The organism is Citrobacter sp. T1.2D-1 (assembly GCF_950098555.1).
Classification (GTDB): Bacteria; Pseudomonadota; Gammaproteobacteria; order Enterobacterales; family Enterobacteriaceae; genus Citrobacter_A; species Citrobacter_A telavivensis.
On the sequence record NZ_CATNHH010000056.1, the window covers coordinates 206,434 to 220,993 of the forward strand.

11 protein-coding genes are annotated in these 14,560 nt (G+C 56.3%); 6 read left to right on the plus strand and 5 right to left on the minus strand.

The annotated features are described in order from the left end of the window. Positions 1–17 precede the first annotated feature (17 nt). Positions 18–278 (plus strand): DUF1471 family protein YbiJ, encoded by a 261-nt coding sequence (gene ybiJ, locus QQZ17_RS22115; protein WP_152405353.1) that lies wholly within the window; start codon positions 18–20, stop codon positions 276–278. A gap of 108 nt (positions 279–386) precedes the next feature. On the opposite strand, the gene ybiB is transcribed toward ybiJ, so the two are convergent. From ybiB to pcaB, 4 genes are all read right to left on the minus strand, one after another. Then, positions 387–1,355 (minus strand): DNA-binding protein YbiB, encoded by a 969-nt coding sequence (gene ybiB, locus QQZ17_RS22120; RefSeq protein WP_152405354.1) that lies wholly within the window; start codon positions 1,353–1,355, stop codon positions 387–389. Positions 1,356–1,381: 26 nt separating this feature from the next. Continuing rightward, positions 1,382–3,532 (minus strand): ATP-dependent DNA helicase DinG, encoded by a 2,151-nt coding sequence (gene dinG / locus QQZ17_RS22125; protein WP_152405355.1) that lies wholly within the window; start codon positions 3,530–3,532, stop codon positions 1,382–1,384. 216 nt (positions 3,533–3,748) lie between these two features. Further along, on the minus strand, positions 3,749–5,170 hold the full coding sequence (locus QQZ17_RS22130; RefSeq protein ID WP_152405356.1) for a DASS family sodium-coupled anion symporter: 1,422 nt from the start codon (positions 5,168–5,170) through the stop codon (positions 3,749–3,751). 33 nt (positions 5,171–5,203) lie between these two features. Beyond that, a complete protein-coding gene (gene pcaB / locus QQZ17_RS22135; protein ID WP_152405357.1) occupies positions 5,204–6,556 on the minus strand; it encodes a 3-carboxy-cis,cis-muconate cycloisomerase in 1,353 nt (450 codons plus the stop codon). A 202-nt stretch (positions 6,557–6,758) separates the two neighbouring features. On the opposite strand from pcaB, the gene QQZ17_RS22140 reads away from it, so the two are divergent. Then, the gene (locus QQZ17_RS22140; protein ID WP_152405358.1) at positions 6,759–7,493 is read left to right on the plus strand and encodes a GntR family transcriptional regulator; all 735 of its coding nucleotides are present in this window, start codon (positions 6,759–6,761) and stop codon (positions 7,491–7,493) included. Positions 7,494–8,242: 749 nt separating this feature from the next. Here QQZ17_RS22140 and rhlE read toward each other — a convergent pair. Then, on the minus strand, positions 8,243–9,616 hold the full coding sequence (rhlE, locus tag QQZ17_RS22145; RefSeq protein WP_152405360.1) for an ATP-dependent RNA helicase RhlE: 1,374 nt from the start codon (positions 9,614–9,616) through the stop codon (positions 8,243–8,245). Between the two features lie 231 nt (positions 9,617–9,847). On the opposite strand from rhlE, the gene cecR reads away from it, so the two are divergent. Genes cecR through QQZ17_RS22165 form a run of 4 tightly spaced genes read left to right on the plus strand, consistent with a single transcriptional unit; the run spans position 9,848 to position 14,372 of the window. Next, positions 9,848–10,522, plus strand: coding sequence for a transcriptional regulator CecR (gene cecR / locus QQZ17_RS22150; RefSeq protein WP_152405361.1), 675 nt, complete (start codon positions 9,848–9,850; stop codon positions 10,520–10,522). Then, positions 10,522–11,517: a secretion protein HlyD gene (gene hlyD / locus QQZ17_RS22155; RefSeq protein ID WP_152405362.1), complete on the plus strand. Its 996-nt coding sequence runs from the start codon at positions 10,522–10,524 to the stop codon at positions 11,515–11,517. Before cecR ends, hlyD begins: the two co-directional genes overlap by 1 nt. Next, positions 11,510–13,246, plus strand: coding sequence for an ATP-binding cassette domain-containing protein (locus tag QQZ17_RS22160; protein WP_152405363.1), 1,737 nt, complete (start codon positions 11,510–11,512; stop codon positions 13,244–13,246). Before hlyD ends, QQZ17_RS22160 begins: the two co-directional genes overlap by 8 nt. After that, positions 13,239–14,372: an ABC transporter permease gene (locus tag QQZ17_RS22165; protein WP_152405364.1), complete on the plus strand. Its 1,134-nt coding sequence runs from the start codon at positions 13,239–13,241 to the stop codon at positions 14,370–14,372. Before QQZ17_RS22160 ends, QQZ17_RS22165 begins: the two co-directional genes overlap by 8 nt. Positions 14,373–14,560: the final 188 nt, after the last annotated feature.

Sequence of the window (14,560 nt, forward strand, 5' to 3'; positions counted from 1 at the left end):
CCTGCGAGAGATTAACAATGAAAACTATCAAATACGCTATTGCCGCTGTTGCCCTGTCTACCCTGTCTTTTGGCGTTTTCGCTGCCGAACCTGTCACGGCTGCTCAGGCGCAAAGCATGAATAAAATCGGTGTGGTTTCTGCAGAAGGCGCAACCACGCTGGACGGCCTGGAAGCAAAACTGGCTGAGAAAGCCGCTGCAGCTGGCGCGAGCGGTTACAGCATCACCTCTGCCAACAACAACAACAAAATGAGCGGTACTGCTGTTATCTACAAATAAGTTTTACCCCGTCTGCTGCCAACAGACACCCTGCTCCAACCCTCATTGAACCTGAATTACCCTTATTTGCCCGTCCGCCACTGGACGGGCTTTTTTTTATCTGTCGTGCTAAAAACTGTCGTTCACCCGCGCCAGTCCTTCCTCGAGTGTTGACACTGCTGCCGTTGCCACCAGGCAACAGGCCATCTGGATTTTCAACGATGCCGGTACCGGCTCGCTTCCCGCCAGACAGCGTTCGATCCAGCGCGCAGTCGTCTCGGGATCCTTTGCCGCAGGCAGCGGTACGGGTTCGTCGGGCATTTCGCTTTGTCGGTTCTGTAACACCCGCGAGCCGGTACTATCAATCAGGCTAATCTGCGGACAACGCTGCGGGTTGGCGTAGACCTCACCTTCAGTTCCGTGCATCAACAGCCCACGCCCGCCAATATCACTAAAGAATTTCGCTACGCGCGGCACATATTCCGGATGTGACACGCTGGCAAGACGCAGCGCGGCGTCCTCAGCAAACGGTGTCGCCAGCTTCGCCAGCGTATGTGCGCTGTTACGCACGCCCAGTCGCCAACGCATTGCCAGCTGTTTTTCCAGCGGCGGGCAGAGCGTACTCACCGGAATAAAGACCGGCTGATGTCCATCCAGCTTCGCCTGCGCTTGTCCAGCATGCCACGTCGGTGCAATCCCCATCAACTCAAAAATGGTTTCCGTTAGCACGCGGGTCGGATCTTCACTCACCCCATGCACCACCACCGGGAAACCCAGTTTGTGTAATAAAATGGCCAGCAGCGGCGTCAGATTCGCCTGTTTACGCGCGCCGTTATAGCTGGGAATGACAATCGGCATCGGTTTCGCAACCGGAGGGGTTAGCTTAATAGAATGGTTTTGCATCGCCTCATAAAAGCCCAGCATTTCGGCTTCCCCTTCCCCTTTAATACGCAGCGCAATCAGCACGCCGCCCATCTCCAGTTCAGGCACGTCCCCGTTGAGCATGTGGGTATACAGACCGCGGGCGGTGTCCAGGTCCAGATCCCGGGCGTGGTTTTTGCCCCGGCCGATCTCTTTAATAATTTTGCGGTAATCCATCGAAAACTCCTTGCCTCACACTCACGTTATTTACGCCGACGGCGCGCGGGTTTCGCTTTTTCTTTTGCCTTTACTATAACGTCTGGCACAGCGGGTTGCTCTATGGGAAAAACAGGTAATGCATCCAGTAAACGCTTGCCATAATTTTTGGTCAACAGACGCTTATCATAAATCACCACTTCTCCCCAGCACCCGTGGCTACGGATCAGGCGTCCCACCTGCTGAATGAGATTAAACGAGGCGGCGGGCAGGCTTTGCACCTCAAACGGATAGCGATTGAGGCTTTTGAGCCATTCGCCTTCGGTGATCACCACCGGGCTGTCAATGGGCGGGAACGCTATTTTATGAATATGCACCTGGCTGAGCAAATCCCCTTTCAGATCCAGCCCCTCGGCGAAAGATTGCAGCCCAATCAACACGCTACGCTCGCCGTTCTCTACTCGCTTACGGTGCAACTCCACCAACCGATAGCGCGGCTGGTCACCCTGGACCAGCAACAGCAGACGCAAATCCGTGACGTGTTCCAGAAATCGCTGCATTGCCCGTCCGCTGGCAAACAATACCAACATGCCAGTGTGCTTTTTGCTTTCCAGTTGTTCGCGAAAATAGGCGGCCATCTCCGCGATATGCTGCTCTTCGGTATCAATTAGCGGCTCATAGCGCATCTGCGGAATTATGATTTTGCCCTGTTCAACGTGGTTAAACGGCGAATCGAGCGCGACAAAACGGTCTCCGGCTTTCTCCTTCAGACCGCTCATCTCCTGCAGGCGTGAAAAACTGTTAAGCGAACGCAGCGTGGCGGAGGTGACGATAATATGCGGCACGCTGCGCCAGAGTAGCCGCTCCAGCTGATCGCTCACGCGGATCCCCACACAGTGAAACCAGACGTGAGGCTGCCCGTCGCGCACATCGCGCGTCGTCCATTTCGACACCGGCGCACCGGACGACTGGGCCAGTGAGGCCAGCCGCCACAGTTTGCTTTGTGCCTCAAACATCCCCAGCGCACGGTTCATCTGCAAAATAGCCCGGTGCAGACGCACAACATCGTGGCTGCCGGTTTTCTCGCTGAGATCGTTTAAAAATAGCTCCGCCAGACCGCGCAGCGTTTCGGTGAGCTTCGCCAGACGCTGGCAAATCTCCATCACTTCATCCGGCAGTGTTCCCATCGCAAAGCGATGTTCCGCCTCCTGCCTGGCGGGCATGTACAGATTGAGAATGCTATTAAGCGAGGCGATAAGCTCATACAACTCTTCGCAATGGGCGTTCAGACGCTCCGGATTCGCCAGCGGCGGCGTGGTTTTGGGACGAAACTGCTCCATGCAGGTCGCCACCAGTTTGCTGAACAGATCCAGCTGCAGGCGATACCAGGGTGCGGTAATTTCGGCACTCATTTCCAGCGCATCGCGGGCGACGTCCGGCAGGTGATGGCCTTCATCCAGCACCAGCAGCAGGTTTTTCGGATCCGGCAGCACTGCTTCACTTTCCATCGCGGCCATCACCAGCGCATGGTTTGCCACCACCACTTCCGCTTCCTGAATCTCACGACGCGCCACAAAGAACGGGCACTCACGATAGTAATGACAGTTGCGGTTCAGGCAGCTGGCTTTGTCGGTGCTCAATCGCCGCCAGAGGTCGTCATCAATGGCGATATCCGTATGATCGCGCAGGCCGTCCCACTTGTAGCTGTCGAGGGAGTCTTTCAACTTTGCGCAACGCTTCTGTTCTTCCTGGTTGTTCGGCGTGAGTTCATCATCAAGAAACGCGAGCAGATCCTGCTGCGTGGGTTCAGTACTGGCCAGCGCCGTCAGATTTCGAGGACACACATAGCGACCGCGACCAAACGCGGCGGTAAAGCGAAGATCGGGAATGATTTTGCGCAGTAATGGCAGATCTTTACTGTAGATCTGATCCTGCAACGCCACGTTGGCGGTACTGACCACCAGCGTTTTTTGCTCTTCCCGCGCAATGGCAATACCGGGAATGAGATAAGACAGGGTTTTCCCCACCCCGGTGGGTGCTTCAATCGCCAGATGACGCCCTTCTTCTCCGGTCAGCGTTTTCGCGACATCGGCAATCATCTGCCGCTGCGGCGCACGGGGGATAAAGTCGGGGATCTGTTCCTGAAGCGCCTTATACCAGGCGGCGATTTGCGCTTTGAGCGCAGCGGTTAATGCCATGAGAAAACCTGAAATACTGTATAAACAGCCACTATTGTGGCACATTTCAGGCCTGGAACGTACCTTTTTTGCCGGTTCTGGAAAGCGCTTCGCAACCTGGAGGCGAATTGCCGGATGGCGGCTTGCGCCTTATCCGGCCTACGTTTAAGCATACTCCGGGCCGGATAAGCGCGTAGGCCTGATAAGCGCAGCGCCATCAGGCAGCTGCGCTATGACTTAATAGTACCCCAGCAGCTTCCACCACAACATGCCAACCGCGAAGATGATGATCACATTAAACGTCACCACGCACAGGTTGATTCGGTAAAACCGCGGTCGCTCGAAATAGCCTTGCGCAAAGTAAATAGGGCCGGGTCCACCACCGTACTCCGTGTTCCCCCACATCAGGTTACTGAAGATACCGAAGCAGATTGCCACCATCATCGGCGGCGCTCCGGCCGCAATCGCCGTTGCGGCAAACGGCGCGTACAGCGCGGCAACGTGCCCCGTGGCGGTGGCAAACAGATAGTGGACATAGATGTACAGGACCCCGAGCACGATAAAGGCTTCCATCGCGCCGAATCCCTGAATCCCGCTGCCCAACTTCACCGTCATCCATTTGATGAATCCCAGATCCGCCAGACCCGTCGCCAGGCTGATGATCACGCTAAACCAGATTACCGTATCCCACGCGGCATGGTCATTAAGGAGACTTTTCCAGCTTACCGCACCGGTCGCAAACAAATAGGCCGCCAGACCCAGCCCGACCGACGTCGCGGAGATCCCGGTGATCAGGCTGGTTCCCCAGCCTACCAGCGCCAGCACAAAGCCTACCGCCACTTTTTTCTCATTACTGCTCATTCCGCCCAGTTCGCTGAGCGACTGTTTGCCCATCGCTTTGGCTTCCGGAGTGTGCTTCAGTTCCGGATCCAGCAGCTTGTAGACCAGCAGCGGCATCAGGCAAAAGCAGACCATCGCCGGTACTACGGCGGAAATAAACCATCCGCCCCAGGTGATATCCAGACCCAGCGTGGATTTTGCCAGGCTTGCTACCAGCGGGTTTGCCGCCATCCCCGTCAAAAATATCGCCCCGGTGATCGGCGTGAACTGAAAGCAGACCATCGTTAAGAAATCACCAATCCGTTTACCGGTCGCGCCGGGTGCCGAGCCGAGTACGTCGTTGATTGAACGGGCGATGGGGAAAATAATCCCACCAGAACGCGCCGTCACGGAAGGCATTGCCGGAGCCATAATCAGGTCGGAAACGCCGAGCGAATAGGCAATTCCCAGACTGCTTCCACCAAACAGCGACAGCATTTTATAAGCAATGCGTTTCCCCAGTCCGGAGGTCACAAATCCCAGTGAGAGCACGTAGGCGCAGAATATCAGCCACACGGTGCCAGAGGCAAAGCCCGACAGCGCCTTTGCCTCGGTCAAGGTTTTACTAAAGATAACCACGCAAAGCGCAATCAGCATGACCGCCCCCGAAGGGAGCGGTTGGGTCAGGATAGCCGCAATGGTCGCGGCAAAAATCGCAAACATATGCCAGGCCGCCGGCGTTAGCCCGTCAGGGACGGGAATAAACCAAATGACGGCGCCAATCACCAGCGGGATCAGAAATGAGATAACTTTCTTTCCCGCGACAGAATTCGTAGACATAGCAATATCCTTATTCCGTTAACACGAGAACGTTCATTTCCGTGACTGATACTTGGCCAGCACCTGATCGACCATTTCAGGCGCCATTCCCAGGTAATTTGCCGGATCGGTCAGTTGGTGAATCAGTTGCGGATCCAGTCGCTGTGCAACTGTCGGCATGGCGTTCAGCACGTCTGCCAGGTGACCGCCCTTCTCATTGACGATACGACAGGCGTCATAGACGACATCGTGGGCATCCTGGCGACCGATGTACGGAGCCAGTCCCATCATCACGGCTTCTGCCACAATCAGTCCATTGGTCATTCCCAGATTGCGCAGCATCGCCGCTTCATCGACCTCCAGTCCCGCCAGCATAAAGTTGGCCTGATGCAGCGCGCCTGCGCTCAACACGAAACTTTCCGGGATCGCAATCCACTCCGCATGCCACGGCCCGGTCGCGCGTTCCAGATCCTGAACCATCGCATCCAGCATCAGTCCGGCCTGTTGACGAACGCCTTTTGCACAGGCCAGCATCAGTTCGCTGGAGATAGGGTTGCGTTTTTGCGGCATGGTGCTGCTCGCACCGCGTCCTTTTACGAACGGTTCATACAGTTCGCCAAACTCGTTCGACGCCATCAGCATCACGTCATACGCAATCTTCCCTAACGAACCGGTCATGACCGCCAGCAGGTTCACCGCTTCGGCAAAGCCGTCGCGCGCCACGTGCCAGGTGGAAGTGGGAACATTGAGGCCCAACTCTTCCATCAGCGCTTTTTGTACCGCCAATCCTTTATCGCCCAGCGACGCCAGCGTGCCGGCAGCCCCGGCAAATTCACCGACCAGCACGCGGGGACGCGCCTGTTGCAGACGTTCGGCATGGCGTTCAAACATGTCCAGCCAGATGGCGGCTTTATAGCCAAAAGTCACCGGCAGCGCCTGCTGTAAGTGGGTGCGTCCGGCCATCGGCGTATCACGATAGCGCAGCGCCAGGTCAGCCAGCGTCGCACGCAACCGGTCCATGTCCGCCTCGAGCAGTTCAAAGGCATCACGAATTTGCAGAACCACCGCCGTGTCCATAATGTCCTGCGTCGTCGCTCCCCAGTGCACGTAGCCGCCAGACTCGCCAGCCTGCTTTGAAATCTGGTGAACGAGCGGCAGGATCGGATAACCGACGATTTCCGTCTCATGGCGCAGCAAATCGAAATCCAGCGTATCGGCATTGCACTTCTCGGCGATCTCTTTGGCTGCCGCTTCCGGGATCACCCCACATCGCGCCTGCGCTTTGGCGAGCGCGACCTCCACTTCGACATATTTGCGAATGAGTTCGTAGTCATCAAACACCGCACGCATTGCCGGTGTACCAAAAGAATCTCTAAATAAAACAGAATCCATTACATTCGAAGCCATAAATCCCCCGGTTTAATCCGATAGTGATAAGATGTGTGTCTGCCCCGGTTTACACCTCAGCCGGGACAGCTTAAATGTCCGAACATAAAACAATGTCCGTACATTTTAAATGTACGGACATTTATAATAATCATGATGAATGTATGGAATAGCCCGTACACATTTTTGTGACTGTGATCATTAATTATTTGATGAAACTGCGATGAAAGAATCTCTGTACAAGCGGATAGCCCGTGAACTGGCCCATCAAATCTCGACGGGAACTTACCCACCGGGTTCACTGTTTCCGACAGAAATGGAACTGTGCGAAACCTGGCAGGTGAGCCGTCACACCATGCGCGAAGCGTTGCGGGAATTAACGGAACAGGGGCTGATTTCGCGGCGTAAAGGCGCAGGTACGCGCGTATGTGAACCGCAGGCGAGCGGGGTTAACCATCCGCTGTCGCATCTGGAAGATCTGCTGCTGTTGGCGAAGAACAACCTGCGGGTGATTAAGAAGATCGATGAGATTGTGGCGGATATTGAGCTTTCTCAGCTGATAGACTGTCCGCCAGGCTCACGCTGGCTACATATCGCCAGTATTCGCGAGGATGCGCAAAACCCGGACGCCCCCATTTGCTGGACGGACAGTTACGCCAGCACCGATTACTCCAGGCTGCGCACGTTTATCCGTGACGATCCGCACTCGCTGATTAGCGATCTGATCGAAACGCACTACGGGATTAAGAGCCACGAAGTACATCAGACGATCACCGCCGTTGGTGTGCCAAAGAAAATCGCAAAGATACTGAATGTCGAGCCCGATTCTCCGGGGATGCGCATCGTGCGACGCTATCGGGATCGAGACGGAAAGGTGTTCGAGACCACGATTTCAATTCACCCGGCGGGAAGGTATACCTGCTCTATCGTGTTGAAATCGCAGAATTCGGGGGAATGAGGGGGAATTTTGCATACCCTTTTAAAGTGAATATGACACCACCTGTAACAGGTTCCGTTCACCTCATGTTCGCAGCTTGTCTGGCACCCTTGCTCCTGTGAACGTGTTAAGGAGGCTCGTCGCCGCCTCCTTAACAATCCAGGCTCCCGGCAGGAAAATTGTCGCTTCGCGAATTATTCTCACCATCCATGGGGCTCCCCCCTTCGGGGCCAGCACAAGTGCTGTTCAAAATTGCTCCCGGCAATTTTGTCCTCCGCTTATTCCTTCAGGCTATCGGGTCGGGTGCGACTCAGCATCCCTGCTTCGCGCGCCCTGAACCCGCATCCCTGCGGGTTCCCCCGGCCTTACGGAAACACGTCGGCAATTTTCAGCCGGACCACTCCACACCTGACCCTCTCAGCGGTTTGCTTTTTTGGCAGCAACATAAATTTATCCGGGAGGGAGGATGTTGAAGCGATGCCGTTGATCCGGCCTGAAAATCGATGAGGCGTTGACGGCTGACCGGGTCCGCCCGCAGGGAAGCGGGCGGAGGGGACGGCCTGCAGGGATGCAGGCTCGACCCCGACCCGACAGGCAGACGGCATAAGACGAATGCACCACGAAGTGGCGATTTTCCTTGCCGGGAGCCAGGGTTGCAAGGGAGGCGGCGGAGAGCCTCCCTTGCACGTTCACGTGTGCTGTAGTTTCAGAGAATCACTGAATACAAAGTGAACGTAAAATTTCTCAGAGTATCAGGTTCCCCTGACCCCTTACTGTACTGGCGTAATTCTGCGTGGACGACGCGGCGGACGGGGCTTTTCGCCAGCCGGTTTCGCATCGCCTGTGCGGCGTGAAGGTTTAGCGCCGACTTTTGGCGCGCCACCGTCCTGACGACGCGGCTGCTGAGCGCGACCCGCGCCCTGCCCTTGCCCCTGACCACGGCCTCGACCGCCGCCGCCGCCACGCTGCTGGCGACCATTCTCGATCGGCTCTGCTTTAATCGATGGATCCGGCTCATAGCCTGGCATGGCAATACGTGGGATCTCTTTTTTCAGCAGTTTTTCGATATCACGCAGCAGTTTGTGTTCATCAACACAGACCAGCGACAGCGCCTCACCGGTAGCCGCCGCACGCCCGGTACGACCGATACGGTGCACATAATCTTCCGGAACATTCGGCAGCTCGTAGTTCACCACGTGCGGCAGTTCTTCGATATCCAGACCACGCGCGGCAATATCCGTTGCCACCAGCACGCGAATTTCACCTGATTTAAAATCAGCCAGCGCACGGGTACGCGCCCCCTGGCTCTTGTTGCCGTGGATCGCCGCACTGCGAATGCCATCTTTGTTCAGTTGTTCCGCCAGATGATTGGCGCCGTGTTTGGTACGGGTAAACACCAGCACCTGCTGCCAGTTCCCCTGGCCGATCATCTGCGATAACAGCTCACGTTTGCGTTTCTTATCCACAAAATGCACGTGCTGCGTGACCTGTTCTGAAGCCGTGTTGCGGCGTGCCACCTCAATTTCCAGTGGGTTATGCAGCAGCTTTTCGGCCAGCGCCTTGATCTCATCAGAGAATGTCGCAGAGAACAGCAGGTTCTGACGCTTCGCTGGTAGTTTCGCTAACACACGGCGAATATCGTGAATAAAGCCCATATCCAGCATACGGTCCGCTTCATCCAGCACCAGAATCTCAATCTGGTCCAGTTTCACCGCGTTCTGGTGTTCCAGGTCCAGCAAGCGGCCCGGCGTTGCAACCAGCACATCGACGCCGCCGCGCAGTTTCATCATCTGCGGGTTAATGCTCACGCCGCCAAAAACGACCAGCGAACGGATGTTCAGATACTTGCTGTAATCACGGACGTTTTCACCAATCTGCGCCGCCAGTTCACGCGTCGGCGTCAGGATCAGCGCCCGTACCGGACGGCGCGCTTTGTTGTGCGGCTGTTTAGTAATAAGGTGCTGTAACAGTGGCAGCGTAAAGCCTGCCGTTTTACCGGTACCAGTCTGCGCACTCGCCATCAGGTCGCGACCTTCCAGCACGGCAGGGATTGCCTGCTGCTGAATAGGGGTAGGTTCACGGTAACCCTGCTCGGCAATGGCGCGCAGAATATCAGGGTTCAAACCCAGGGAATCAAAAGACATAACTACTCCGAACCGCCCCGACCGTTCCCGGTGTCGTTTTCAGGGAGATACATACAATTTGGGAATGACAAAAACCACAATGTCATGAAGGGGCGGAGTGTAGCAGTTTTTGTGACGCACCGCATAAATTATCCCTGTTACTGGGCCAGACAAAATACGCCATCAGACTGGACAAGGATGATTTTCAGTCATAATCTTAATCAATCGATTGATTAAGATTTAGGTCGCGTGATGAATACTCCCACTATGACCACCAAAGGTGAACAGGCCAAAAGCCAGCTGATTGCCGCCGCACTGGCCCAGTTTGGCGAGTATGGCCTGCATGCCACCACTCGCGACATTGCCGCGCTGGCCGGGCAAAACATTGCCGCCATTACCTACTATTTTGGCTCAAAAGAGGATTTATACCTCGCCTGCGCCCAGTGGATTGCCGATTTCATTGGCAGTCAGTTTCGCCCGCACGCGGAAGACGCCGAACGTTTATTCGCCCAGGCCCATCCCGACCGTGCCGCCATGCGCGAGCTGATTTTGCGCGCCTGTAAAAACATGATCATGCTGTTAACCCAGGATGACACCGTGAATCTGAGCAAATTTATCTCGCGCGAACAGCTCTCCCCTACCGCGGCGTATCAGCGGGTGCACGAGCAGGTTATCGAGCCGCTGCACAGTCATCTGACCCGTCTCATCGCCGCGTATACCGGTTGCGACGCCCACGACACGCGCATGATTCTGCATACCCACGCGCTGCTCGGCGAAGTGTTGGCATTCCGTCTCGGTAAAGAAACCATTCTGTTACGTACCGGCTGGTCGCAGTTTGATGAAGAAAAAACGGCGCTGATTACGCAGACCGTGACCTGTCATATCGATCTTATTCTGCAAGGTTTATCGCAAAGGAGTCTGGACTGATGAAAAAGCCTGTCGTTATTGGCCTGGTGATCGCGGCGCTGCTCGCGGTGATTGCCGGTGGCACATGGTGGTATCAAAGCCGGCAGGACAACGGACTGACGCTCTACGGCAACGTGGACATCCGTACCGTTAACCTCAGCTTTCGCGTCGGTGGTCGACTCGCATCACTGACGGTGGATGAAGGCGATGCCATTAAAACAGGACAGGTGCTGGGCGAGCTGGATCATGCTCCCTATGAGAACGCCCTGATGCAGGCAAAAGCCGGTGTTTCCGTCGCGCAGGCCCAGTACGATTTGATGCTGGCGGGCTATCGTCAGGAAGAGATTGCCCAGGCAGCGGCAGCGGTGAAACAGGCACAGGCCGCCTATGATTACGCGCAGAATTTCTACAACCGTCAGCAGGGATTGTGGAAAAGCCGCACCATTTCCGCTAACGATCTGGAAAACGCCCGCTCTTCCCGCGACCAGGCGTTGGCAACGTTGAAATCCGCACAGGACAAACTGAGTCAGTACCGCTCCGGTAATCGTGAACAGGATATCGCCCAGGCGAAAGCCAGCCTTGAACAGGCGCAGGCACAGCTGGCGCAGGCGGAACTCGACCTCCATGACACCACGCTTGTCGCCCCGGCGAACGGCACGCTGTTAACCCGCGCGGTTGAGCCCGGCAGCATGCTCAGCGCAGGGGGTACCGTGCTGACGCTCTCCCTCACCCGACCGGTTTGGGTGCGCGCCTACGTCGACGAACGTCATCTTTCTCAGGCACAGCCGGGACGCGAAATCCTGCTGTACACCGATGGACGTCCCGACAAGCCGTATCACGGTAAAATCGGCTTTGTCTCCCCGACCGCAGAATTCACCCCGAAAACGGTAGAGACGCCGGACCTGCGTACCGATCTGGTTTACCGCCTGCGTATTGTTGTCACCGATGCCGACGACGCCCTGCGCCAGGGCATGCCGGTGACGGTGAAGTTCGGCAACGAGGCTGGACATGAATGACGCCGTCATCACGCTGAGCGGGCTGACTAAACGTTTTTCCGGACTGGAAAAGCCGGCAGTCGCCCCGCTCGACTGTACGATTCACGCCGGATACGTGACCGGTCTGGTGGGACCGGACGGTGCAGGGAAAACCACGCTGATGAGAATGCTGGCGGGTTTGTTGAGGCCGGACGGCGGCAGCGCAACGGTGATTGGCTTTGATCCGATTAAAAACGACAGCGCGCTGCACGCGGTGCTGGGTTACATGCCACAAAAATTTGGCCTGTATGAAGATCTCACCGTGATGGAGAACCTCAACCTATACGCCGATTTACGCAGCGTTACAGGCGATGTGCGGGAAAAAACCTTTGCCCGCCTGCTGGAATTCACCTCGCTCGGCCCGTTTACCGGTCGTCTGGCGGGAAAACTCTCCGGCGGGATGAAACAGAAACTGGGGCTGGCCTGTACGCTGGTCGGTGAACCCAAAGTACTGTTACTGGATGAACCCGGCGTCGGCGTTGACCCCATCTCACGGCGCGAACTATGGCAGATGGTGCACGAACTGGCGGGCGACGGGATGCTGATCCTGTGGAGCACGTCGTATCTGGATGAAGCCGAACAGTGTCGGGACGTTCTGCTGATGAACGAAGGCGAACTGCTGTATCAGGGCGAACCGACTCAACTGACACAAACCATGGCCGGGCGCAGTTTTCTGATGCACAGCCCACAGGAAAACAACCGTAAATTGCTCCAGCGGGCGCTGAAACTACCGCAGGTCAGCGACGGCATGATCCAGGGGAAATCGGTTCGTCTGATCCTGAAAAAAGAGGCCACAGCAGACGATATTCGCCGCGGCAACGGCATGCCGGCGATCGATATCAGCGAAACCGCGCCACGCTTCGAAGATGCGTTTATCGATCTGCTGGGCGGGGCTGCCACCTCTGAATCGCCGCTGGGCGCCATTTTGCACACCGTCGAAGGGACACCGGGCGAAACGGTGATTGAAGCGAAAGCCCTGACCAAGAAATTCGGCGATTTCGCCGCCACCGATCACGTTGATTTTGCCGTCCAGCGCGGGGAAATTTTTGGCCTGCTGGGCCCCAACGGCGCGGGAAAATCCACGACCTTTAAAATGATGTGCGGCCTGCTGGTGCCCACTTCCGGCAAAGCGCTGGTGCTGGACATGGATCTGAAAGTCAGCTCCGGTAAGGCGCGTCAGCATCTGGGCTATATGGCACAAAAATTTTCGCTGTACGGCAACCTGACGGTGGAGCAAAACCTGCGCTTTTTCTCCGGCGTTTATGGCCTGCGAGGACGTGCGCAGAACGAAAAAATTGCCCGCATGAGCGAGGCGTTTGGCCTGAAAAGTATCGCCTCGCATGCCACCGATGAACTCCCACTGGGCTTTAAGCAGCGTCTGGCGCTGGCCTGTTCGCTGATGCACGAACCCGACATTCTGTTTCTCGACGAACCCACTTCTGGCGTCGATCCCCTCACCCGCCGCGAGTTCTGGCTGCATATCAACAGCATGGTGGAAAAAGGCGTGACGGTGATGGTGACGACGCACTTTATGGACGAAGCGGAATATTGCGACCGTATCGGCCTGGTCTATCGCGGGAAGCTGATTGCCAGCGGCACGCCGGACGACCTGAAGGCGCAGGCGGCCGATGATGACACGCCGGATCCGACCATGGAACAGGCATTCATCCGGCTGATTAATGACTGGGATAAGGAGCACGGCAATGCGTAACCGCCTTCTCTCCTGGCGCCGCGTGCGGGCGCTGTGCGTCAAAGAGACGCGACAGATCGTCCGCGACCCCAGTAGCTGGCTGATTGCTGTGGTCATCCCACTGCTGCTGCTGTTTATTTTTGGCTACGGCATTAACCTCGATTCCAGCAAGCTGCGGGTAGGGATCCTGCTTGAACAGCAAAGCGAAGAGGCGCTGGACTTTGCCCACACAATGACCGGTTCGCCGTACATTGACGCCACTATCAGCGATAACCGCAAGGCGCTGATTGAAAAAATGCAGGCCGGGCGCATTCGTGGGCTGGTGGTCATTCCGGTCGATTTCGCCCAACAAATGGCGCGCGCCAACGACACCGCACCGATTCAGGTGATTACCGACGGCAGTGAACCCAATACCGCCAACTTCGTACAGGGCTATGTGGAAGGCATCTGGCAAATCTGGCAGATGCAGCGAGCGGAAGATCGCGGGGAAACGTTTGAACCGCTGATTGAAGTGCAGACCCGCTACTGGTTCAACCCGGCGGCCATCAGTCAGCATTTTATTATCCCCGGCGCGGTGACGATCATCATGACGGTGATCGGCGCGATCCTCACCTCGCTGGTCGTCGCGCGCGAATGGGAACGCGGTACGATGGAAGCATTGCTCTCCACCGAAGTGACGCGCGCCGAGCTGCTGCTGTGTAAACTCATCCCCTACTATTTCCTCGGCATGCTGGCAATGCTGCTGTGTATGCTGGTATCGGTGTTTATTCTCGGCGTCCCGTATCGCGGATCGTTACTGCTGCTGTTTTTCATCACCAGCCTGTTTTTACTCAGCACGCTGGGGATGGGGCTGTTGATTTCCACCATCACCCGCAACCAGTTTAATGCCGCCCAGGTGGCGCTTAACGCCGCTTTTTTACCGTCGATTATGCTGTCAGGCTTTATTTTCCAGATAGACAGCATGCCCGCGGTGATCCGCGCGGTGACCTACATTATTCCGGCGCGTTACTTCGTCAGCACGCTGCAAAGCCTGTTTCTCGCTGGTAATATTCCGGTGGTGCTGATTGTCAACGTGCTGTTTTTAATCGCTTCGGCGGTGATGTTTATTGGTCTGACGTGGATAAAAACCAAACGTCGGCTGGATTGATGATTTGCCGGATGGCGCTTTCGCATATCCGGCAAACTGCCTGATGGCGCTGCGCTTATCAGGCCTACGGAGTGCTTCATCGGGTATAAGTCACCGTAGGCCGGATAAGGTCTTGTGCTGTCATCCGGCAAACTGCCTGATGGCGCTGCGCTTATCAGGCCTACGGAGTGCTTCATCGGGTATAGGTC

Excerpts from the sequence above, each read along its gene's own strand:
- ybiJ (WP_152405353.1), top strand. The coding sequence starts at position 18 with ATGAAAACTATCAAATACGCTATTGCCGCTGTTGCCCTGTCTACCCTG.
- ybiB (WP_152405354.1), bottom strand. The coding sequence starts at position 1,355 with ATGGATTACCGCAAAATTATTAAAGAGATCGGCCGGGGCAAAAACCAC.
- dinG (WP_152405355.1), bottom strand. The coding sequence starts at position 3,532 with ATGGCATTAACCGCTGCGCTCAAAGCGCAAATCGCCGCCTGGTATAAG.
- QQZ17_RS22130 (WP_152405356.1), bottom strand. The coding sequence starts at position 5,170 with ATGTCTACGAATTCTGTCGCGGGAAAGAAAGTTATCTCATTTCTGATC.
- pcaB (WP_152405357.1), bottom strand. The coding sequence starts at position 6,556 with ATGGCTTCGAATGTAATGGATTCTGTTTTATTTAGAGATTCTTTTGGT.
- QQZ17_RS22140 (WP_152405358.1), top strand. The coding sequence starts at position 6,759 with ATGAAAGAATCTCTGTACAAGCGGATAGCCCGTGAACTGGCCCATCAA.
- rhlE (WP_152405360.1), bottom strand. The coding sequence starts at position 9,616 with ATGTCTTTTGATTCCCTGGGTTTGAACCCTGATATTCTGCGCGCCATT.
- cecR (WP_152405361.1), top strand. The coding sequence starts at position 9,848 with ATGAATACTCCCACTATGACCACCAAAGGTGAACAGGCCAAAAGCCAG.
- hlyD (WP_152405362.1), top strand. The coding sequence starts at position 10,522 with ATGAAAAAGCCTGTCGTTATTGGCCTGGTGATCGCGGCGCTGCTCGCG.
- QQZ17_RS22160 (WP_152405363.1), top strand. The coding sequence starts at position 11,510 with ATGAATGACGCCGTCATCACGCTGAGCGGGCTGACTAAACGTTTTTCC.
- QQZ17_RS22165 (WP_152405364.1), top strand. The coding sequence starts at position 13,239 with ATGCGTAACCGCCTTCTCTCCTGGCGCCGCGTGCGGGCGCTGTGCGTC.